This is a genomic window from Thermonema rossianum DSM 10300 (assembly GCF_000426825.1).
GTDB lineage: Bacteria > Bacteroidota > Bacteroidia > Cytophagales > Thermonemataceae > Thermonema > Thermonema rossianum.
This window is the reverse complement of sequence record NZ_AUGC01000018.1, coordinates 25490-47284: the sequence shown is the minus strand read 5'-3', so window position 1 is coordinate 47284 and position 21795 is coordinate 25490. Positions and strand designations below refer to the sequence as shown.

The window sequence follows — 21795 nt, the reverse complement described above, 5'->3', positions numbered from 1 at the left end:
CGTCATTTCAATTCCACATTGGTGCGATTAAAAGTACTCCGTTCACATACAAAGCCGTTTGTTCCTGCTCATTTCAATTCCACATTGGTGCGATTAAAAGCCGTAGGAAATATAGAAGAAAAGTGTGAAAAAGGCAAGAGCAGGCGGTGTTTTTTTGTGAAAGAAAATTAAAAAGTCGTCGAACGGCAGTAGTGCAATTTTGCCCGGGCTTCGACGACTTTTGTTAATTTATTGAAAATCAGATATTTATGTATTGTTTCTCAGGAAAGTAGTCGTTACTTTATGCCTTTTTCCTTTCCGGAAAGTGGCGATCGACGACCATTGATTTTTTAAAGTATTGATAATCAATTGTTTATCTCCATATAGGTGTCTCCACCCTCGAAGCTGTCGCTGCGCAGGGCACGCAGGCGCGCGGCTTCTTTCAGCTCAAAAGCCGGCTGTTCGAAGCGGTAAATCAAGCTGCCGTCGTTTTGTGCCACAGCCTCGCCATGCCAGTCAACGATGAGTTCTTTCATTACTTTGCGGGCTGTAGCCTGTGGCACCTTGATGCTGTTTTTAGGGTCATGGAGCAGTTGTGTTTCGGGCAAGGTGTCGTTGCCGCTGCTGATATTGGTAAATATGTTTTTCATGACCAGCTTGCGCACATTGTTGCGCAGGCGCTCTTTTTCCTTCCGGCTTACCCAAAACGCCCGCAAGACAGGCACAGTGAAGAAAATCACCGAGAACAAGAAAGGCACCCAGCCCAGTATGATGTCGGCATGTGCCCAAAAGCCGCTTGCTACCGGAGAGGGCTTGTAGGCAAAAGCAAAGAAGGCAGCAAAAAGCAAGTTGAATGAGTTCATGGCAGTGATGCCTACATTGCGCCATGTGCTGTTGCCGGTCATGAGGTAGGGGGCTTCGTATTCGTTCCAGTACCACACGACCGGATGGTCGCCTTCTTTCGAAACGCTGCGCGTGAGCTCTTCGAAGTCGCCGTACAAAACACCGTTTTCAGATATGCGGGCTTGCCCGTCGTAGCGCACCAGACACTCGGTCAAGAAATCATTGGCTTGGTCTTCGTTCCATCCTGCCAAGGCTTTCACTTCCGGTATCACCACAATGCCTTTGTTTTGGCGGGCAAAGGCAGCCAGCTCTTTGGGATTGTTCAGCGGGTCTTCTTTGGGGCGTGGCGGTCCGAACACAAAATCATAGACCGAAGCAATGAAGCTTTTCTTTTTGGTCTTGCCTATCTTTGCCGTACGCGGCTCATGAGCTTTGTAGGGGAAGCCGTACGGGTCTTGGCGGTAAACGGTGGCATCGGTGAGGGTGTTCCAAATCCATATTTCCTGAAAGATGCGCGCAATCATGTAAAACACCCCCGAGAGGTCGGGACCCCGGTCTTTGTCGTCGCGATTGGCAGAGGTGAGTGCCAGCAAGCCTGCAATGAGCAGAAGCACAAAAATGACGAAATAGACGACCAAGGTAACGGCAATCCATGCTTTAAAGAACACCTGAAACCCTTTCCAGAGGGCAGCTTTGATTTCGTCCCAGCGCTCGCTCCATGTTTTTTCGTCGCGACGGCGCAAGCTGTTGCCGAAATCATAAATCAAGTCGCCCCCTTGGGTTACCCTCAGGCGGCAGTGATAGCGCTCCATGAGCAGCTGCATGGCTTCGCGCACGTCGTCGAGTGGCAGGCCGCTTTGGGCAGCGGCGTCGGTCAAGCTGAGGTGCTTGTTTTTTTCTATTACATTTTCAAGTGTTTTTACTTTTTGTTTCAGTTCTTCCATTTCGAGTACGTCCGTTTTTTTAGTTCTGTATCAGCATGAAGGCGCTTTGTTAGCATATAAAAGTAGTCTTTCTTGTCGTTTTTTTTAGTTCTGTATCAACACGAAGGCGCCCCAGTAGTAAGGGGCAGGATATTCTGCTTTGAGCATTTGTATGGCATGGCTGAAGGCTTCGTCGATGCTTTGCTTTTCCCGAATATAGAAAGAATAAAACAATTGCATCAGCTTTTGGGTGGCTTGGTCATCTACGCGCCACAGACTCATGATGACGGCTTCGGCACCGGCTTCCATAAAAGCCCGCTGCAGACCATAGACGCCTTCGCCGTTTTGCAGTTCGCCCAAGCCGGTTTCGCAGGCAGAAAGGACCACCAGCTGGCAACCGAGCAGGGGCAACTCTTGCACCTCGGCAGCAAACAAGATGCCGTTCTCTGCTTCGCCGCCGGTGTCGCCACGCAAAGTGTTTTCGGCGCCTGCCAGTAACAAACCTGTACGGTAGAGCGGGTTTTGTATGATTGATTGCCCGGGTGCATCGCCCCACTGCATAAAACGGAAGGCCTGCATTTGCTCTACGGGCAGGAAAAAACCGTGTGTGGCTATGTGTAGAATAAAAGGCTGTTTGATTTGCTTGAGCAATGCTTTTCCGGTTTGCTGCATTTTTTCATAACCGGAGGCTAAGAGGTAAGTAAGAACTGCCAAGTCAGTGGCATCGGGCGATGCTTCCTTTTCGAGCAATTGTAAACTTTTTTCTAAGAAAGGGGCTGCTTCTTGGTAGCGTTCCGCTTGGTAAAGTGTCCATCCTTGTTGGAAGGCTTCCTGCCATGTTTGAGCTTGGGCTGTGAAGGGGAGCGTGGCGCCACACAGCCACAGGATAAAAAAGAAGAGAGCAGGTTTCATTATAGGGAGTGTAATTACGTTCTTTCCTGAAGATACAAAAAGAGAAGGCTACTTTAGCTGCTGACAAGAAAAAACCTTTCTCTTTTTATGCCTTTCTCCTTTAGTGAAGCTGCTTTGTTTTCGTTAGCTTTGTCGAAAAAAAGGAATGTTGAAAGTAAAGATTGTCAACAAATCGAAACACCCTTTGCCTTCTTATGCTACTGCGGGCTCGGCAGGCATGGACCTGCGTGCCAACCTTAACGAAGCCGTTACCTTGCAGCCCTTGGAACGTGCACTCATCCCCACCGGCTTGTATGTGCAGCTGCCCGAAGGCTATGAAGGGCAGATACGCCCACGCAGCGGACTTTCTATCAAAAAAGGCATCACGCTTATCAACTGCGTGGGCACCCTCGATTCGGACTATACCGGCGAAATCAAACTGGGCGTAGTGAACCTGTCCAACGAGCCCTATACCATAGAGGACGGCGAGCGTCTGGCGCAGCTGGTGGTTGCCCGCTACGAGCAGGTAGAATGGGAGCCGGTAGAGACCCTCGAAGCAACAGAAAGGGGCGAGGGGGGCTTTGGCAGCACCGGCATCAAGTAGTTGTTTTTCGCAAGAAAAAGCCTTGCCGGCAATCTTTTGCTTGTCTTTTGGGTTTTCTATGAAAAAACACGTTTTACTATGGAAAACAAACAAGCAGCCGTTGCCGGCGCTACGGGTTTAACAGGCAGTTATCTCTGTCAATTATTGGGAAAAAGTGATGCTTACGCAAAAGTGTGGGCGCTCGTCAGGCGGGAAACAGACCTGCCCCAAGGGGTGAGCCCCTTGCTTGTCGATTGGGAGCACATCGAAGCGACACCCCCGGATGCCCCGCTCGATGAAGCCTTTTGTTGCTTAGGCACCACCATGAAAAAGGCCGGTTCCAAAGAGGCTTTTCGCAAGGTGGACCATGACTATGTGCTTGCCTTTGCCCGTTGGGCTTATGCGCATGGTTGCCGCCGTTTTTTTGCGGTTACGGCTATGGGGGCAGACAAACGCTCTGTTTTCTTTTACAATAGAGTGAAAGGAGAAGTGGAAGAGGCTTTGGCTCAAATAGGCTTTGAAAGCCTCTATATCTTTCGCCCTTCCTTGCTCTTGGGGCAACGCCACGAGTCGCGCCCCGCAGAACAAATCAGCGCCCGCCTGTCCGCCTTTTTCCGCCCCCTCATACCGCTGCGTTACCGTCCTGTGGAAGCCGGGCGGGTAGCTTGGGCTATGTATCGTTGTGCGCAAAATCCGGAAAAAGGAAAATTTATTATTGAAAACGACCAAATATTGAAATTATCTTCCTGATATGCTAACTTTCGCACAAGCATTAAACCCACCAATGACATGGAAGAAAAATATGTAGATCTCAAAAGCCTGCAATTCGTTTTGTATGATGTTCTGAATGCAGAGCAACTTAGCCGGTACGAGCACTATAAAGACCATGACCGCAGCTCGTTCGATATGGTCATAGAGGCAGCCAAACAGATAGCAGACCGCCTGTTGTATCCCAACTATCGTGAGATGGACAAGCAGGAGTCTGACTTTGTGGATGGCAAGGTGACGGTGCATCCGGCTATTTTGGAATACGTGAAAGCCATGGGCGAAGCCGGCATGATTGGTGCCACCTTCTCGTATGAAGACGGAGGGCAGCAGCTGCCTCAGCTGTTGCAGATGGCAATGAACTACATTCAAGGGGCAGCCAACAACGGCGCTACCATGTTTGTGGGCTTGACTGCCGGTGCCGCCCGTCTGATAAAAAATTTCGCCAAACAAGAGCTGAAGGATATTTACCTTCCCAAAATGTTGTCGGGTGAGTGGCAAGGTACCATGGCACTTACCGAGCCGCAAGCCGGCAGCTCATTGTCTGATATCAGCAGCTCGGCAAGCCCCACAGACCAAGAGGGGGTGTATAAAATCAAGGGGCAGAAAATATTTATTTCGGCAGGTGACTACGAAGGTGCCGAAAATGTGGTGCACTTGATGCTGGCGCGCATCGATGGGGCACCGGCAGGTACCAAAGGCATTTCGCTTTTCATAGTGCCCAAGTACCGCATAGAAAACGGACAACTCGTAGACAACGATGTGGTGACTGCCGGTATTTACCACAAGATGGGACAGAAGTGCACCCCCGCCGTGCACTTTGTCGCCGGCGACAAAGACAACTGCTACGGTTGGCTGGTAGGTGAGCCGCACCACGGCTTGAAGTACATGTTCCAAATGATGAACGAGGCACGCATAGGCGTGGGCATCATGTCGGCAGCCATCGCTTCCATGGCTTATCATGCTTCGCTGAAATATGCCAACGAGCGTCCGCAGGGACGTCGCCTCAGCGAAAAAGACCAAAAAACCACGCCGCAGACCCTCATCATCAACCACCCGGATGTGCGCCGCATGCTGCTTTTCCAAAAAGCGGTGAGCGAAGGCGCCTTGATGCTGACGGCACAAGCCGCTTTCTATGCCGATATGCTGGAAGTAACCGAAGGCGAGGAACGCGAGCGCTATCAGTTGCTGCTCGACCTGCTCACCCCCATAGTCAAGACCTATCCTTCGGAGTATGGCATTCAGTCGGTAAGTGCCGGGCTGCAGGTGCTGGGTGGTTACGGATATACGACCGATTTCCCGCTCGAGCAGATGTATCGCGACATACGCATCACCACCATTTACGAAGGGACCACAGGCATTCAATCATTGGACTTGCTGGGGCGTAAAATCGTTGCCAAGAACGGCAAGGCTGCCATGTTGTTGACCGAAGAGATAGGCAAAACACTGCAGGAAGCCCTCACCTTTGACGACTTTAAACCCTACGCAGAACTGCTGCAAAAAGAGATGGGGCGCCTGCAGCAAGTCATGCAAAAGCTGATGGGCTATGCCATGAAAGGCGACGTGGAGCGCTACATGGCTGATGCTGTTTTGTTTATGGAGATGTCGAGTCTGATTGTTGTGGCGTGGATGTGGCTGAAGATGGCAGTGGCTGCCAAGCAGAAGTTGGTTGCCGGTGGCTTGGACGAAGAAGCGCAGCGCTTCTATGAAAGCAAGGTGCATACCATGCGTTTCTTCTTCCACTATGAATTGCCCAAAACCAAATGGCTTGCTACCCGCCTCATGGATGATGTGTTCTTGACCTTGCCCGAGGAAAAAGAGGTAATCATTTAAGCAAGTATGCAGGGCATACGCCCACTGTAGTTGAAAAGCCTGCTTTTGCCGTGAACAGACAAAGGCAGGCTTTTTTTATTGTGCCGTTTCGTCTCTTGAAGCTTACTTTGTTTATTCCTCTTCTTTTTGTGAAATGTTGATGACAGTAATGGCGCCACGCATCTTTTTGCAGTACGGTTCTTCTTTGACGGCATTTAATAGTGCGTCATAAGCCGCTTCATCCAAAGAACTCACCACACTCAGGCATTCGTAGATATAATCCTTGAAGGCGGGACTCTGCACATAGGCGAGGTCTTGCGATGCCTTTTCTTTTTCCTGCTCGTTGAGTTTATCGTAGCGACGGTTGTAGTTGCTCACGATGTGGTCGCTGTCTTCGAGGTCTATGAGCTCAATCAAAAACTCTTGCACGATGGGGTGCAGGCGGTCTATCTTCCTGTAGGCACAGTCGCATATGTCCTCGGCAAGGGCACTTGCTTCTTGATTGGGGTCAATGGCAGAAGGGGTGTCTTTTTCTTTTTCTTCCGTTTTGCTGTCATTGCTGTTGGTGGCAATGTAATAAAGCAAAGGGTAGCATTGTTTGTTGTCAGACAGCTCTTGTTTGAGTACATCCATTTGGGCATCAGACAGGTTCATGCCTTTGATGGTGCTCAGGCAGTTGCCTACTATGCTGCCAATTTCGGCATCCAGAGCGTTGATATCTTCTTGCACCTGCTGTTGGGCTTCGGCACTGAGTCCGGCATAGCGCGATTTGAGGTTGCGCCCTGCAGTTTCTTCGCCCAGGTCCACATAATCGTACATATATTGCACGATGATTCGATGATACTGCTTTACTTTGCTATCGATGCATGCGCAGGCTTCGCCGGTAAGCCGGCGGATGTCTTGTGCCTGTGTGGGTGCCCACAGCAAAGCCATGAAGCTGAAGGCTAAAGAAAGGGAAGCAAGGGGACGTTTCATAAAGTTGAGGGTTTGGAGGTGAGAAATGAGAAATAAAATGAGTTTACTCGCTTGCTTGCCGGGCTTGTCCCAGCAGCATGAAGGTGCGCATAAGACTGCAGGCAGAAGCATTCATGAGGTAGTTTTGAAAGTCAAGTGCTTGCTCATCGCTCATGGTAGCATCCTGCACCAGTTGAGCACAGCGGGCAAATGCCGGGTCGTTGGCGATGTCTTGCATACGCTGCGCATCTTGTTGCACTTTTTGCTGCTCTTCGGCAGACATGTTTTCTATTTTTTCACTGAACAGGCGGGTGGCTTCTGCTTCCCCCAATTCCAGCATGTCTTTCATGTAGCTCTGAATGGCGGGGTGCATGCCTTCAAAATAATCGGAAACGCAGGTGCAAAGGTCATGTGCCAACTGTTCTGCTTGGTTTGCCGGCGGTGTGTTGTTTTGAGCATAAGTAAAAGAAAGGCTCAGCAAAAGAAAGAGGAGAAGGAGAGGGCTTTTCATAATAAACGGTTGTTTGCTTATACTCTTGAATATAAGCAAAATTGATACCGTACCCAATGGGTCATCGCCTTTTTGGGTGTAAAAATTATTTTTTTATCGCCGCCGGCTTTACAGCCACTTCTTCTGTTTGAAGTACCACAAAAACAAAAGGGAGGAGGTAACCATCATAATCAGTGAAAGCGGATAACCATAGGTCCATTTAAGCTCAGGCATGAATTCGAAGTTCATACCGTAGATGCTGGCAATAAGGGTGGGGGGCAAGAAGACCACCGTCACCACCGTAAATATCTTGATGACGTGGTTTTGTTCTATGTTGACCAAGCCAAGAAAGGTGTTTTGTAAATACTCGAGCCGTTGAAAGCTGAAATCAGCGTGTTGGAGCAGTGAGTTGATGTCTTTGATAACAATACGCAGGCGCTCTTTCTCTTCGTCCGGAATCATGATGCTTTTGAGCAGAGACGATACCACCCGCTGTTTGTCTATGATGCTTTCGCGGATAAGGATGGTGTTTTCCTGCAGCTCGGTGAGTTTGAGCAGTATCTCTTCTTGGTACTCTTTGTCCCGGATGATTTTCTTACTGATGTGGTTGGTTACCCGACTCAGATACTCGATGAAGTCGGCATCCAGGTCGATGCGGGTTTCCAGTATCATCATCCATATTTGTGTGCCGCGGCTAATATAACCGGGCGGCATGGTTTTGAGCCGGCGCACCACGTCGGCAAAGGCTTTGAGGTCGTTGTTGCGCAGCGTAAACAAAATACCGCCTTTCAGGATGAAAGACACCTGCCGTGCCACATAGAATTTGTTTTCATACACAACAAAGGTGTTGTTGGCTTCAATCACGCGCTGGTCTTCGTAGTAACGCGAGCTGCTCTCGATTTCGGCGGCTTCTTGTGGGGTGAAAAACTCTATGCCGTAGACTTCTTCTACGATGCGCTTTTCCTGTTCGCTGGGTGACTGCAGGTCAATCCAAATGACGTTTTGAAAATCCTGTATTTCATCTTCCGGATTGTTCAGTTTCACCCATTTGATTTCTTGTACTTCATTGAGGTAAAAAACGCGAATCATACCCCCGCTTGTTTTAGAGGTTCTACCATGCGCAACAAAGGCATCGGCAAGTTAATACGAAATTTATTGTAATCATAACATGGCAGCCTGTTTGTTCTTTTCCTTTTCAAGCCCCCCTATAACCAAAACAAATTCGCCCTTGATGGTGCCGCCTTCTGCATAATGAGTAAGGACGGAATCGATGGTGCCGCGTATGGTTTCTGCAAACAGCTTGCTTATTTCGCGCACGACCGCTATGGGGCGTTCACCCCCGAAATGCTCTTTGAGCTGCTGCAGGGTTTTGAGCAGGCGGTGGGGCGACTCGTAGAGCACGATGGTGCGCGTTTCGCCGGCCAACTCTTGCAAGCGGGTTTGGCGCCCTTTCTTATGAGGCAGGAAGCCTTCGAAAACGAAGCGGTCGCAAGGAAGACCTGACTGCACCAAGGCAGGGACGAAGGCCGTAGCGCCGGGCAGGCATTCTACTTGCAGCCCTGCTTGCACACAAGCACGCACCAACAAAAAGCCGGGGTCTGAAATAGCCGGTGTGCCGGCGTCGGATATAAGCGCCATGCGTTCGCCCTGCTGCATGCGGGCAATCAACTTATTGACTTGGGTGTGCTCGTTGTGGGCATGGTAGCTCTGCAGAGGGCGTTGTATGTCGAAGTGCCGGAGTAGCTTTTGGGCATTGCGTGTGTCTTCGGCAAGGATGGTATCTACACTTCTGAGCACATCGACAGCCCGGAAGGTCAGATCCTGCAGGTTGCCAATGGGGGTGGGTACCAAGGTGAGGTGAGCGACGGTAGGTTCATGCTTGCTCATACTATGTTTACTTAAAGTCTTCAATCATTTTTGCAAAGGTAGGACTTTCTTAGGTGAAAAGCAGCGTAAAGAAAAGAGGCACTTTCCTTCTTTCAGGCAAAAAGGCAGGGAAGGGGTTTTTGTTAGCCTGTTGAAATATGTAGATTTGAAACCAAAACTTTTTGCTTATGGAATCAAATGCTTGTACAATACGGGCAGCGGTGCTCGACGACATGCCGGCCGTGCACGCACTCATTGCCGAGCTGGCAGCCTATGAAAAGGCGGCGCATGAACATACCAATTCACCGGAACAGCTCAAACACGATTTCGCAAATGGTTATTTCGGCTGCCTGGTGGCAGAACAAGAAGGGGAAGTAGTGGGTATTTTGTTGTACTGTTTCCCTTATTCTACCTGGAAAGGGCGCGTGTTCTATGTAGAAGATATTGTGGTGAAAGAGTCGGCACGCGGGCAGGGAATTGGCAAACGTTTGTTCGATGAGGCTTTGCGCTTGGCTCAGGCCGCAGGTGTGGGGCGGGTAGCCTGGCAAGTGCTGGAATGGAACGAGCCGGCCATTCGCTTTTACAAACGCATGCCGGTAACTTTTGATGCCGAATGGATCAATTGCCGCATGACACCCGGACAAGTGGAGGAATATCTGAAAGGGCTTTAAAGTAAGGGGCTCACTTGCTTTGTTTGAAAGGGTTTGAAGTACCAAACAGATTTAGTGTGCCATTGACAAAAACAAAAGTTTTACAATCGTTAACTGTTTCATTTTATGAAAGATATTTCACCAAAAGTAGGGATTATCATGGGCAGCAAGTCCGATTGGCCTGTGATGAAAGAAGCAGCCGCCTTTTTGGACGATATGCAAGTGCCATACGAAGTGCAAATCGTATCGGCACACCGCACACCCGAGCGCATGTTTGATTATGCCCGTCAGGCACGGGCACGTGGCATACGGGTGATTATAGCAGGGGCAGGCGGTGCCGCACACTTGCCCGGTATGGTGGCTTCGCTTACCACCTTGCCGGTTATAGGCGTGCCCGTGAAATCGCGCAATTCCATAGACGGTTGGGATTCGGTCTTGTCTATTCTGCAGATGCCCGCAGGTGTGCCGGTAGCTACGGTGGCACTCGACGGCGCGCGCAACGCCGGCATTTTGGCAGTTCAAATATTGGCTACTTCCGATGACACACTTGCCGGCCTGCTGGAACAGTTCAAAGAAGCACTGAAAGAGAAGATATACCGGCAGCAACAGGACTTGGATGAAGAAAGAGATGTATAGGGTTTGAGTTTGTGAATATGAAAAAGGAAGAAACACTTGAAATTGTGGTGTTGGACAGCCGCCCGCTGGATGTGGGCGATTTGGACTGGTCCGAACTGCATGCTTTGGGGCACTTGACTTTGTATGAGCATACTGCCCCCGAAGAGGTGCTTGCCCGGGCTTCGGCTGCCGATGTGTTGCTCGTCAACAAGGTGGTGCTGGACCGCTCAATCATTGAACAGCTGCCCAAGTTGAAATACATAGGTTTATTGGCCAGTGGCTATAACAATGTGGACATAGTGTGCGCACGCGAGCGTGGCATCATAGTAACCAATGCTTCGGGTTATGGCACCATGTCGGTAGCGCAGCATACACTGGCTTTGATGCTGGCCGCTTGCAACGAGATCCCTTTGCATCATGAAAGCACACATCGCGGTGAGTGGAGCAGCAGTTGGTGCTATTGGAAACGTCCCATCGTGGAGTTGGCAGGCAAACAGTTGGGGGTTGTAGGGTTGGGCAATATTGGTTATCAGGTGGCGCGCATGGCACGGGCTTTGGGTATGTGGGTGGTGGCATACCATCCCGACAAAGCGGAGGTGCAACGCAAAGGGGCACGGTGGGTACCCTTGGACGAGCTCTTTGCCACCAGTGATGTAGTGAGCCTGCATTGCCCCCTGACACCTGAAACGACAAAGCTGGTCAATGCACATCGTTTGTCTTTGATGAAGCCCACGGCCGTGCTGGTCAATACAGCCCGGGGAGCTCTTATTGATGAGGTGGCTTTGTTCGAAGCCTTAAGCAACAACCGTATCAAAGCAGCTGCATTGGACGTATTGGCACAAGAGCCCCCGCCGCCCGGTCATCCCCTGCTTACGCTGCCCAACTGTATTGTGACACCACACAACGCATGGAGTAGCCACGAGTCGCGCAGCCGTTTGCTGGCTATAGTGGCAGACAACCTGCGTTCGTTCATAGAAGGGAAGCCGAAAAATGTGGTCAACGCCTGAAAATGATAGCATTCTTTACTATGCGGTAGGCGGTGGCTGGGGGCATGTGCATCGTTCATTGCGTATTATCGAACAGCATTTATTCTCTGTTGCCAGAGTCTATTTGGTAACGAACCATCACCGCTTTGGGTATGTGCCCCCTGCTAATGTAGAGGTGGTGTATATGCCGCCTTCTTTGGCATACGATGCAGATGCTTATGCCCGTTATTTCCGGGAGCTGCTGCAGCTGACTGCCTGCCGCACCTTGTGGATAGATGTATTCCCTTGGGGGGTACAAGGCGAACTTTTGCGGGTGCTTCCTTTTATAGAGCACCTGCCGAAGGTGCTGGTGAGCCGTTATGTGCAATGGGAGCGCTACATGGGGCATTGCGCGTGCAAGCCCCCTGCTTTGGAGGGGGTTTATTTATTGGAGGAATGCCATCCGTTACAAAAAGCCACCTTTGACGCTTGGAAGGTAGAAAGGCAACCACTGACTTTAAACTTCCCTTTGCCGGAAGGCGATTGCTCTTTGCCGGAGCAGCCTTATGGGGTGGTATTGCATACAGGGAACCATCACGAGTGGCAGTGTCTGGCTGCCTATGCCGGGCAACGGGCGCCCCATCTGCGCTGGTATTACGTGGCGCCCCGTCCCTGTCCTGTATTGGGGAGTGCTTGGCACTATGCGGGGAGTCGCCCTTTGCGTTTGTTGTTGGAAAATGCCAGTTGTTTGGTATCGGCAGCAGGCTTCAATACTATGAAAGAACTTGTTCCTTTTCGCGAAAAGCATCATGTGCTGCCTTTTGCCCGGAAGTACGATAATCAATTTTGGCGATGGGGGCGCCATCGTTTGAACAGCCCGTTTCACGATAACGCTTGAAGTGCGTCCATGCCAGCATCACCGAGGCGAAATAAGAAAAGTATTCGAAGAAAGGATATCCGGAGTGCCCTATGAGCAGGCTTATGGCGAAAATACTTGCCCATAACCAGAGCCAGCGTATGGTAGGGGTGTAAGCCGGCGACTTCCGGGCTACACGCCACACGGCAAAATAACTGATGGCAATAAAAACCAGGTCCAGCCATATGCTTTCAAGCAGCAAATGGCTGAAGCTGCCTATGGTGGCCAGCAGGGGTAATGCCAGGCAGTGTACCAGGCAAATCAGGGCATTGAGCATGCCCAAGCGGTCAGCCCAACGAGTGCCGGAGGTAGAAGAAGAAGAGACAGGCATGAAGATGACAGTTAAGTATTGAATATGCCGTTCGCGACGGTTAAATAACCATTATTTTTGCAACAAAGTTGCAAAAATAAGCAAAATGCCCCAAGTCTTTCAGTTGGAAGTGATGAAATATCCTTGTAAATCAAGGATTTGTTGAAGGGAAAAGCGCCGCAGCAGGGGGTGCTTCTGCTCATGAGGCAGCCGGCTGAGCTGCATGTCATCGAAAAAAGCCAGTTGATCTATGATGGGCGTGTTTACTTCCGGGTCGTGCCCCGGCTGTAAGATTTGGGGAAGCGCTTGTGCAGGTGTTACTTCAAAAAACAACTCGATGCCATGCAAAGGCGGAAGCAGCAGCTCGTGCACAAAAAGGAAACGCCGCGGGGTGACATCCAAGCCACATTCCTCTTCAAATTCCCGTTTGAGGCAGTCGCCTGCCGTTTCGCCGAAAAGCATGCCACCGCCGGGCGGTGTCCATAAATAGCGCCCTTCGCCCATGCGATGGCGTATGAGCAACAGCCGATTATCATGAAACAGCAATCCGCAACAGCGCACGCGCAGACGGTTGCCGAAAGTATCTACTACTTCTTGTGATAGTTCAGACACAGCGAATCACCTTTTTTTCTTGTAGTACTTCTATTTTAGCGGCATCTATGCCCAAAGCGTGCAGCAGCTCACGGGTGTGTGCGCCCAGTGCGGGTGCCGGTGTGGGGGCTGCCGGCACATGATTTTTGAAGCCAATGGGCAGGGCAATGCTGCGGTAGCTGCCCAATACCGGGTGAGGGATTTCCACGAATGCCTGCCGGGCTTGCAGGTGCGGGTCTTTTTCCAGCTCATCGAGTTGGTACACCGGGCTGATGAGCAGCTCGTGTTCGGCATCGAGCCGCAACCATTCGTCCCGCTCTTTGCTTTCGAACAGGGCAGCCAGCCGGGCTTTGCATGCTGCCTTCTTTTCGGGCGAAGTGTTTTGCTCCAGACCTAAGCCTATCAATTCGGGTTTGCCGACGGCTTCGCAAAAGCGCATCCAGAACTTGGGTTCAAGAGCTGCAAAAGCAATCCATTTTCCGTCTTTGCAACGATACACCTCGTAATTGATGAGACCGCCCGAAAGCGGCATGTTTTCGGGCTCGGGTACTTGTCCATTTGCCCAATACTCTGCCATCAGCAGGTGCAGCATAGGAAGGGCGCCTTGGGTCATAGATACGTCCACGTGCTCGCCTTTGCCGCTTCGATGCCGCGCCAAAAGAGCGGCCAGGGTGCCCATGACAGCCATATAGCTGCCTCCGGCTATGTCGGCTATCTGTATGGGGGGTAACAGGGGCTTGCCTTGATGCGTATGCAAGCCCAGAATGCCGGCATAAGCAATGTAATTGAGGTCGTGTCCCGCGCGTGAGGCATAGGGACCATGCTGCCCGAATCCTGAGATGGAGACATACACCAATCCCGGATGTATGGCGGCGAGGGTATTGTAGTCCAAACCGTATTGTGCGAGATAGCCGGGACGAAACTGTTCTACCACTACGTCGGCCATCCGTATGAGTTCTACGAGCAGCTCACGTCCTTCGGGGCGCGTGTAGTCGATGGCTATGTTTTTTTTGGAGTGGTTGAGCGTGAGGTAGTTGGCAGAGAAAGTGTCGCCTTGGGCGGTGGTATAGAAAGGAGGGTAATGGCGCACGTAGTCGGGTTGTTGGGGCAGCTCTACCTTGATGACCTCGGCGCCCAGGTCTGCCAAAAAGAGCGTTGCCAACGGGCCCGGCAACAAACGGCTTAAGTCAATGACGCGTATTCCTTGTAAAGGGGCTTGAGGCATGGTGTATGGGATTTTTTCTTTAACATTGCTTGAAAATACAAAAACTCATGAAGTGGCGCTACCTTTTACCAGTCTTATCGTTTGCTTGCCTTAGCCTGGGGGCTTGCAGTGGGTATGAAGCAAGTGATGACCGTATTTATCCGATGCCCGAACAGGCAGCCGTTACAGGAGAAAAAGCGAAGGAAGTACTTGAAGAGGCAGCCGAAGAGGCGCCTTCTGCCTATGTATATACCAAGCTGGCACAGTGGGCATGGCACAACCGGCGTGTGCCTGTAGCAGCTGCTTATGTAGAAGAAGCACTGCGTCTGGATTCTACCTATGCTTGGGCATGGTATTGGCGTGGTCATTTGCTCTTGCAACAAAAAAAAGCAGGGGAAGCACTCCTTGCGCTGGAAAATGCCCACCGCCATGGCTACGCCGATGCTGCTTTGTGGCTGGATATGGGAGAGGCTTATCGTGTGACAGGTGATTCGGCCGCTTGCATGCAGGCGCTCTTGGAGGCACGTCGCTGCATGCCCTATAGTGCTTCCGTTTTCTTGGCTCTGGGAAAGGCGTATGTGCACTTTGGAGCACCTGCCGAAGCAGAGCAAGCATTGCGTACTGCCTTGGCACATGACAGTCGCAAGGCAACGCCTTATTATTTCTTGTTAAAAGCATTGGAAATGCAGGATAAAAAAGCGCAAGCCGACAGCCTGCTGGAGGTGGCTTTGCGCCGGGTGCCCCGCTCCGATACCATTTGGTATTATCATGCACAACGCTTGGTTAGTAAGGGCATGATAGATAGTGCCTTGGTGTGCTATAAAAAAACTTTGCAGTTGAATCCCTTGCACGTGGCAGCACGCTATCAGTTAGCAGAGCAGTTGGCTCTACGCTATGCGTGGGAAGACGCTTGCGCGCATTTTCGTTATCTGGCAGACCACGGCCAATTGCCTGTACGCACAGCTTTTTACCTGGGACGCTGTGCCATCAAGGAGAAAAAATATGAGGAGGCGGTGGAGTGGTTGGAAAAAGCAACGGAATTGAATCCGTCGGATACGCAAGTGAAAAGCTACTTATACTATGCACGCAGCCTGCGCGACGGTACTTGGGTGCCACCTGCACAAGACTCTGCTGCCGGCGAAGCGGAAAGCAGCGAGGGGGTGCCCATGCCGGCAGTGCCGCCCCCGCCGTCTTTGGAGGTGCCGCAGCCGGTCATTCGAACGCCGCTCATGAAAAAAGATTCGCTTCCTTAAACTACCATTTCACCAAGCGCAGGATGGTGGGCTTGCCGGTGAGGATGTGCAGACTATAAACCCCCGACGGTAGCGCTTTGACGTCCAGCCAGTATCCTTCCTTTTGGGCAGGAAGCGACTTTGACAGCACCAACTTCCCTTGTGCGTTATACAAACGTGCCGTTGCCGCTTGCGCTTTGTTGCCCTGACGGGGTATGAGAAAACATTTGTCTTCTGCCGGGTTGGGATACAGCAGCCATTCATTGTCTGTTTGGGAAGGCATGGTGGCTGTAATTCCACCACCGGTGGGGCTATAGTTTATAGCCCCCCACACTGATTGATATACTTCTTTGGAGTTTGTGTTACTGTTTTGCACCCAAGCTACTACCCACAATTTATCTTTGTCATATAAGTTTTCCGGTAGCCAGGAGAAGAGATATTGCCGCTGTTCGCCTGCTTGGATGGGCATTGTCAGCGGGGTGCCCGAAGGGTCGGGTATCATCTGACGCACTACATAATAAAACCGGAGTCCACTGAGAGAGCCATCAGATAGTGCTTCGCCCTCTATGACAGGCTCGACCGCCGCCACAAAGAGGTTTAAAGTAGTATCTATTGCCGACTGTGCATCTAAAGTGATTTTAGCATTGACGCTTTCTACCGGGTTGCTGATAAACTGTAAGCTCAATTGTAGGGGAGATTGTATGAGTGTTTGCCGGTTGTAATAAGTGCTGCCCCAGTTGTCAAATGCTTGTGATTCGGTGTATCCGTCAATGATGGTTTTGGGCACTGCCGATACCCCGTAGAAAAGCCCACGGGCACCTGCGGCGGCACTACTGCTCTGGTGCAGAGGGTCATTGGCAGAAGGGAAAGAGGTGTGATAGCTGATGAAAGTAGCTTCAGAAAAAGTAGTACTCAGCCCATTGTAAATGCTGCTTACCTCCTGAATGGCATCGTTGTCATAGGTGTTGGTAAAGGTTTCGATGAGTACGTTTCTGTTTCGCTCGCCAATGAATATGTTGTCAATGGCTACTCCATCAAAACTACCGGCACTCACATTGTCGGCATTGCTGCCAAAAGCCAGGCGCAAGCGCAATTGTCCGGCACCTGAGAAGGCATCCAGCGGATAGGCGGCACGCACCCAGCCTTGGCTATTGCCCGACCAACCGACCAAGGCTTGCCCGCCCGGTTGCCCTGCAATGCCTGCGGCATTGTACCATGCAATCCCTTCATTGATACTGCCGACGGTTTGCCAGCTAAGGCCGTTGTCTGTGCTTGCCTGTACTACCAGTCCATCGCTGATGTCGGTATGATAGTAAAGCTCGAAACGCAGCATGGGACGCTGCAGCGTACTGATGTCGAAGCAGGGACTTTCGATAAATGACTGCTCGTTGTGGGCATAGGTACCCCCCTGTGTTTTGTTGAGCCAACAGTTGGTAGCACTTGCAGCACTTAGTGTGGGAACGCCATACGCCCAGCTGTATTGGTTATTTTGTGTTGCGATGCTGCCGAATGGAAGCCAGCCGCCGTTGCCACTTTCGAAGTCTTCGTAGTAAGGTTGAGTGGCTTGTATGCTTATTTGCGGGAATACAAGCACGTAAAGGCTGTCTTGCGCGCTGCAGCCCACATCACTGGTTACAGTTTGCACGATTTTGTATTTGCCCGGCGCCGCATAGTGGTGTGTCGGATTGGGAAGAGAAGAGGTATTGCCGTCACCGAAATCGTAAAGATAGGTTTGTATAAAATCGGGCGAGGTGATGGAAGCCGTGCTTTGAATGTCAATGCCTTCGTCTATGCAAAAATTCTGTACAGTAAAGCCTGCCTGCGGGATGGCACCCACCCGTATCACTTGGCTGTAGTTTTTAGTACAAGCTTGGGCAGTCGTAACCGTGAGGGTTGCATTGTAATTGCCCGCATTGGCATACGTATGTTGAGGGGCATATCCATCATTCAAGGTGCTGCCTTGGTACACTTCGGTTTGGTTGTCGCCATAGTCCCACTGTATTTGCGTGATGGGGTTGTTCCCGTCGAAGTCATTAAGTGTGATGGAAGCATTGAATTGAGAGGGGCTGCCAAAACAAACGACAGGTGCCGAGAAAGAAAGCTGCGGGACGTCATAGATAGTAAGTGTTTGCGGCACTGAACTGTTCGTGCAGCCGTTTTCATCGGTATAATGATAGGTTAGCTGGTAAATACCGGCGCCATCCAGCTCGCTGCCTATGTCCACGGTATTGTCGCCTGTATTCAGTGTGTATGTAAAAGAGCCTTTGATGAACCGGAAATACCCGCCGGCAGGTGTAAGTGTACCGTTGCTGCGTGTGGGAATAAGCGTAACTTCGCCGGCATCTATGCAATAGCTGCTCTGTCCGCCGGAAAAGCTAAAGCTTACTTGTGGTAAAGGGTTTATGTCAAAGGTATAGGTAGGGCTCCGGTCACTACAATTGCCATCGTCATAGGTATAGTAAACGCTGTAGGTGCCTGTGCCTGCTTGGGCTACCAGTTCACTGCCAATCGACACGTTATGGTCGCCGTTGTTTAGTTGCAGGTTGAATGCCCCCTTGGTAATGGTGAAATAACCGGAAGAGGGCGTGATTGTACCTCCATTTACAAAAAAGGGAGAAAAGCTGACTTGTGTATCGGATTCGCAATAGCTGTTACCGCTGGGCAAGGTGAAATCGACTTCGGAGAGTGGGTTGACATAAACGGTTTGAACAGGGCTTGTTCCGGTGCATCCATTCCCGTCTGTGAACTCATATTTGATTTCATAAGTACCTGCACGCGCATTCCGGTCGGCGTCTGCCGGTGCAGGAGGAAGTGGCTCGGAAGGCAAGGGCTCGTAGGGTTTAAATACATTGCCCGCTAAGCTTTCCCAAGTGGACAAAGACGGGCTTATGCGGCGTATGTAGAAGGTGCCGCCCGATGCCGGCAAGGGCGTAAGTGCAATATTTTGTTGGTCGTTGACACAATAAGTGCTTGATAAGCCGGTAAAAGAGGGATTAGGAACTGACAAAATATATAAATCTTTGGCTACGGAGGTGTTGCTGCAACCGTTTTCATCGGTGTAGTGATAACGCACACGGTAGGTGCCCGGTCCTGCAAGTTCACTCCCCGGAACTATGTCGTTATCGCCATTGGCAAGCCTTAAAGAAAATGCGGGGCTGCTTCTGCTGATGGTAAAATAGCCGTTGGCAGGTGTAAGCGCTCCATTGCTACGCGTGGGAGAGAGTTCGATAACAGTCGAGTTGGCGCAATAAGTATCACTGCCATTCGTATAGGCAAAATCTACATCAGGTAAAGAGTATATGGCAAAAGACTGCGTACTGCTCCGGTTGGTGCATCCGTTGGCGTCCGTGTATTCATAATAAACTTCATAAGTGCCGGCATGGGCATTGCTGTCGGCAAGAGTAGCGCCCGGGGGGAGCGGTTCCGATGGCAAGGGGGCTGCCGCAGAAAAAGTGTTGCCGGGCAGCGCTTCCGGTGCAGTAGAAGACGGTGATAGCCGGCGTATGTAGAAGGTGCCACCGCCAGGCGTGCCGCTCAACGTTACATTTCCGCTATTTAAACAATATCCGCTTGCCAGTCCACTGAAACTGACAGTGGGTAAAGTAAGAATAGTAAAGGTTTGCTCCGTAAAAGCGATATTACAATTTTGATAGCCGGTATAGGTATAGCGCAGCTTGTAATTACCGGCAGTAAAAGCAGGCAAACCTAAGCTTAAGATGTGTTCACCGTTGGAGTAGTTACGAAGCAGGTTGCCGCTATTATCGTAAACACTAAAATAGCCTTTGGCGGGGTCAAAAGTGTTGCTTGGATTACTGACGTAGTCAGGATGGGAAGGATCCGTGGTAGTTGAAGGGTCTAATACAAGCACCGCGCTGCCTTCGCAGTATATGCTGCTGCCGGTGAAAGTAAACAAAGGAAGAGGATCCGGATAAGTAGATATGGTCACGGTCTGTGTCGTTGTGCAGCCGCTGCTTCCGCTGCTGCCTCTTACTTCAATTTCATAGTCTGTGCCTGCAGAAAGCATAGACGAAGGCACCACATTGGTAGGCAGTGCCTGCCAGACACCGCCGGGCAGTTGACGTATGCGATAACTTAAATTGATACCGGCGTTGCCGTCCTGCGAGCTTGTAATTGAAATGTTGGCATCCGTGCAATGGTAGCTGCCATTGGCCGGTGCCGTAATGCTTAGTGAGGGGGCGTCATAAATGACCATATCATGCGATAAAGTAGCTTGTCCGCTGCCGCCGCCGTTAAAGCAGTAAGCCAGTTCGAGGGTGACAGTATGGGGGTAACTGCTTATTTCACCGGCTTGTGGGTTGATATAATAGCCCGGAGGATAGGAAATGCCCCCCACTGTGGTTGTGGTGTTGAAGTATTGAAGCACCTTGGCGGGAAAATAGCCGGGCGTACCGCCGTAGCTTCCACCGGCTGTAATATTTATTTTGTACTCATTGGCAGTGGCAGTGCAGTTGATGATATCGCCGGGTGCCAAAATAGTGGGGCTGCCTGAATACAGGCTTGGGTTAGGCGCTATCCTACGCAGGCCGTTGTTGCTGCAGAGCGGGTCGGTAGAATCCAATACGATGGGGTCGGTAATAGCCGGTTGCACTTCAAAAGTGGCTTGTGCCGATGCTGTACATCCGTTGCCGTCGCTATATTCATAAGTGATGACGTAGTTTCCGGGCGAAAGAAGTCCGGGGTAAAATGTATTGGAAAAGACACCGGAACCACTGTAGTTCCCACCTGCAGGTGCCCCCCCGGTCAAAGTAACGGGGTTCTGATTTTGATAAAAGACAGTAACAGGCGGGACGAAGCTAACAGTAGGGAGGGGGTGAATGGTAAACGGTATATTTTGTGTGGAAGTGCATCCGTTTTCTTCTGCTTGTACTTGCAGCGTATAAGTAGCTGACGCCAGTGATGAGGAAGTGGTGAATAAAAAACCACCGCTATAAATATTCAAGGTGCCGTAAGATGCGGCAGGGTTGCCATCTACGGTTACTGTCAAAGTGCCGGCATTAGAAAAGCCGGTGAAAGTAATGACTTCACCTTGGCAGACTGCGTTATCACCATCGGAGCTGCTCACATTCAGCGTAGGCACATTCTTAATGCTGACGGTTATTTCGGTGGCGGGGCTGAGGCAGTTGGTAAGGCTGTTTTGTCTTACTATATAAAACACATAATCTTGTGCCGAAGCAGTGTTAACGCCTAAATCCGAAGCAGTTGCCGCATCGCTGCCGGTTTTACTGACAAGGAGAGTGGAAAGCGACGCATCGGCATACCAGTGGTATGTGTCACTACCGGGCATATCTATTGGAAAAGTGACGCCCGAAAGGTCGTCGCCCACACAGAAGGCGGTAGGAGTGCCCGTTGCCAAAGCAGGTGCTGCCGGTGGTGCATTGGCACTTAGACTTGCCAGGATACTTGTGCCATTTAAGCCGGCTATAACGGAACTGCTGAAGGCAGCACGCCGTATGTTGCCACTGCTTGCTCCTGCCAAGGCTTTTACCTCTAATCCCGAGATGGTAAGCGTATTGACAGCACTATAATCGTTTATGTTGTACTCAATGAATATATAATTGGAAGTGATGCTGTAGCTTTGCAAACTGACACCATTGCCCGTGAACGAGACCGTACCTGTGCCCGGCTTTAACTCAAAATTGTTGGGCGTCTGCAGAATAAGCCATTGTCCGTTGCCTATTTCAAAATTATCTTTCGATACCTCTTCAATGACGATGGCGCCCAGAGGCTCGTAGTTGCTGCCGCCGGCACACAGATTGTTTAACACCGGCGCAGTGATGTTGATACTGCCGGCAGTAGTAAATTGCCAGCCGCCGCTAATGGTGCCGTCATAAGCATCGGCAGAATTATTGGCATCGACAAAAGCACCCGCATCAATCGCCACGCTGTATTCCACATTTTCTATCAAGGAAATACCGGTCACTGTCACCGTATTTCCGCTTATTGTTACATTGCTGCCGGAGACGGATATGTTTACGATGGGCGCTGTACCAAAGACGGGTGTCAGCGTAATGTTGCCACTTCCTTTGCTTACATTTATGTCAAAATGAAACGACAAGGAAGTAGAAACCGGCACATTGATAGCCCCTTGACTTGGAGAGAGCGAAGTCTCCAGTAAATCGGGAGGGGCTGCCCGGAGTGCCGTCAGCGGCAGCCAACATATGAGGTATAAAAGAAGCGTTTTCATA

General features: G+C 50.8%; 17 protein-coding genes. 7 read left to right on the top strand and 10 right to left on the bottom strand.

The window, feature by feature from the left end; translation table 11 throughout:
- Positions 1-344: 344 nt before the first annotated feature.
- Together K384_RS11130 and K384_RS11125 are read right to left on the bottom strand one after the other, a co-directional pair.
- Positions 345-1766, bottom strand: a complete 1422-nt coding sequence (locus tag K384_RS11130) for a hypothetical protein (RefSeq protein ID WP_038032392.1) — start codon at positions 1764-1766, stop codon at positions 345-347.
- 84 nt (positions 1767-1850) lie between these two features.
- Positions 1851-2657: a CHAT domain-containing protein gene (locus K384_RS11125; RefSeq protein ID WP_051633352.1), complete on the bottom strand. Its 807-nt coding sequence runs from the start codon at positions 2655-2657 to the stop codon at positions 1851-1853.
- Between the two features lie 148 nt (positions 2658-2805).
- On the opposite strand from K384_RS11125, the gene dut reads away from it, so the two are divergent.
- The 3 genes from dut to K384_RS11110 all read left to right on the top strand — a co-directional run bounded on the left by dut (position 2806) and on the right by K384_RS11110 (position 5817).
- The gene (dut, locus tag K384_RS11120) at positions 2806-3240 is read left to right on the top strand and encodes a dUTP diphosphatase (RefSeq protein WP_456243268.1); all 435 of its coding nucleotides are present in this window, start codon (positions 2806-2808) and stop codon (positions 3238-3240) included.
- A 78-nt stretch (positions 3241-3318) separates the two neighbouring features.
- The gene (locus K384_RS11115) at positions 3319-3969 is read left to right on the top strand and encodes an oxidoreductase (protein WP_038032405.1); all 651 of its coding nucleotides are present in this window, start codon (positions 3319-3321) and stop codon (positions 3967-3969) included.
- Positions 3970-4008: 39 nt separating this feature from the next.
- Positions 4009-5817, top strand: a complete 1809-nt coding sequence (locus K384_RS11110; protein ID WP_038032390.1) for an acyl-CoA dehydrogenase — start codon at positions 4009-4011, stop codon at positions 5815-5817.
- A 111-nt stretch (positions 5818-5928) separates the two neighbouring features.
- Here the strand turns inward: K384_RS11110 and K384_RS11105 are convergent, their stop codons facing one another.
- The 4 genes from K384_RS11105 to rsmI form a co-directional block, all read right to left on the bottom strand.
- Positions 5929-6771, bottom strand: a complete 843-nt coding sequence (locus tag K384_RS11105; protein WP_038032387.1) for a hypothetical protein — start codon at positions 6769-6771, stop codon at positions 5929-5931.
- A gap of 43 nt (positions 6772-6814) precedes the next feature.
- Positions 6815-7261 (bottom strand): hypothetical protein, encoded by a 447-nt coding sequence (locus tag K384_RS11100; RefSeq protein ID WP_038032385.1) that lies wholly within the window; start codon positions 7259-7261, stop codon positions 6815-6817.
- A 108-nt stretch (positions 7262-7369) separates the two neighbouring features.
- On the bottom strand, positions 7370-8329 hold the full coding sequence (gene corA / locus K384_RS11095) for a magnesium/cobalt transporter CorA (protein WP_038032382.1): 960 nt from the start codon (positions 8327-8329) through the stop codon (positions 7370-7372).
- Positions 8330-8401: 72 nt separating this feature from the next.
- Positions 8402-9127 (bottom strand): 16S rRNA (cytidine(1402)-2'-O)-methyltransferase, encoded by a 726-nt coding sequence (rsmI, locus tag K384_RS11090; RefSeq protein WP_038032381.1) that lies wholly within the window; start codon positions 9125-9127, stop codon positions 8402-8404.
- 167 nt (positions 9128-9294) lie between these two features.
- Here rsmI and K384_RS11085 point away from each other — a divergent pair, with 167 nt between their 5' ends.
- The 3 genes from K384_RS11085 (at position 9295) to K384_RS11075 (ending at position 11378) form a co-directional block, all read left to right on the top strand.
- On the top strand, positions 9295-9777 hold the full coding sequence (locus K384_RS11085; RefSeq protein ID WP_051633351.1) for a GNAT family N-acetyltransferase: 483 nt from the start codon (positions 9295-9297) through the stop codon (positions 9775-9777).
- A 105-nt stretch (positions 9778-9882) separates the two neighbouring features.
- Positions 9883-10392: a 5-(carboxyamino)imidazole ribonucleotide mutase gene (purE, locus tag K384_RS11080; protein WP_038032380.1), complete on the top strand. Its 510-nt coding sequence runs from the start codon at positions 9883-9885 to the stop codon at positions 10390-10392.
- 17 nt (positions 10393-10409) lie between these two features.
- On the top strand, positions 10410-11378 hold the full coding sequence (locus K384_RS11075; RefSeq protein WP_038032379.1) for a D-2-hydroxyacid dehydrogenase: 969 nt from the start codon (positions 10410-10412) through the stop codon (positions 11376-11378).
- Between the two features lie 731 nt (positions 11379-12109).
- Here K384_RS11075 and K384_RS13620 read toward each other — a convergent pair.
- From K384_RS13620 to K384_RS11060, 3 genes are all read right to left on the bottom strand, one after another.
- The gene (locus tag K384_RS13620) at positions 12110-12583 is read right to left on the bottom strand and encodes a MerC domain-containing protein (RefSeq protein WP_071837496.1); all 474 of its coding nucleotides are present in this window, start codon (positions 12581-12583) and stop codon (positions 12110-12112) included.
- Positions 12584-12682: 99 nt separating this feature from the next.
- Positions 12683-13174, bottom strand: a complete 492-nt coding sequence (locus K384_RS11065; protein ID WP_038032377.1) for an NUDIX domain-containing protein — start codon at positions 13172-13174, stop codon at positions 12683-12685.
- On the bottom strand, positions 13167-14378 hold the full coding sequence (locus K384_RS11060) for a CaiB/BaiF CoA transferase family protein (protein ID WP_038032375.1): 1212 nt from the start codon (positions 14376-14378) through the stop codon (positions 13167-13169). The genes K384_RS11065 and K384_RS11060 overlap by 8 nt, the downstream gene beginning before the upstream one ends.
- A 47-nt stretch (positions 14379-14425) precedes the next feature.
- Between K384_RS11060 and K384_RS11055 the strand changes: the two genes are divergently transcribed.
- Positions 14426-15610 (top strand): tetratricopeptide repeat protein, encoded by a 1185-nt coding sequence (locus K384_RS11055; protein ID WP_038032372.1) that lies wholly within the window; start codon positions 14426-14428, stop codon positions 15608-15610.
- Position 15611: 1 nt separating this feature from the next.
- On the opposite strand, the gene K384_RS11050 is transcribed toward K384_RS11055, so the two are convergent.
- On the bottom strand, positions 15612-21794 hold the full coding sequence (locus tag K384_RS11050) for a PKD domain-containing protein (protein ID WP_038032370.1): 6183 nt from the start codon (positions 21792-21794) through the stop codon (positions 15612-15614).
- Position 21795: the final 1 nt, after the last annotated feature.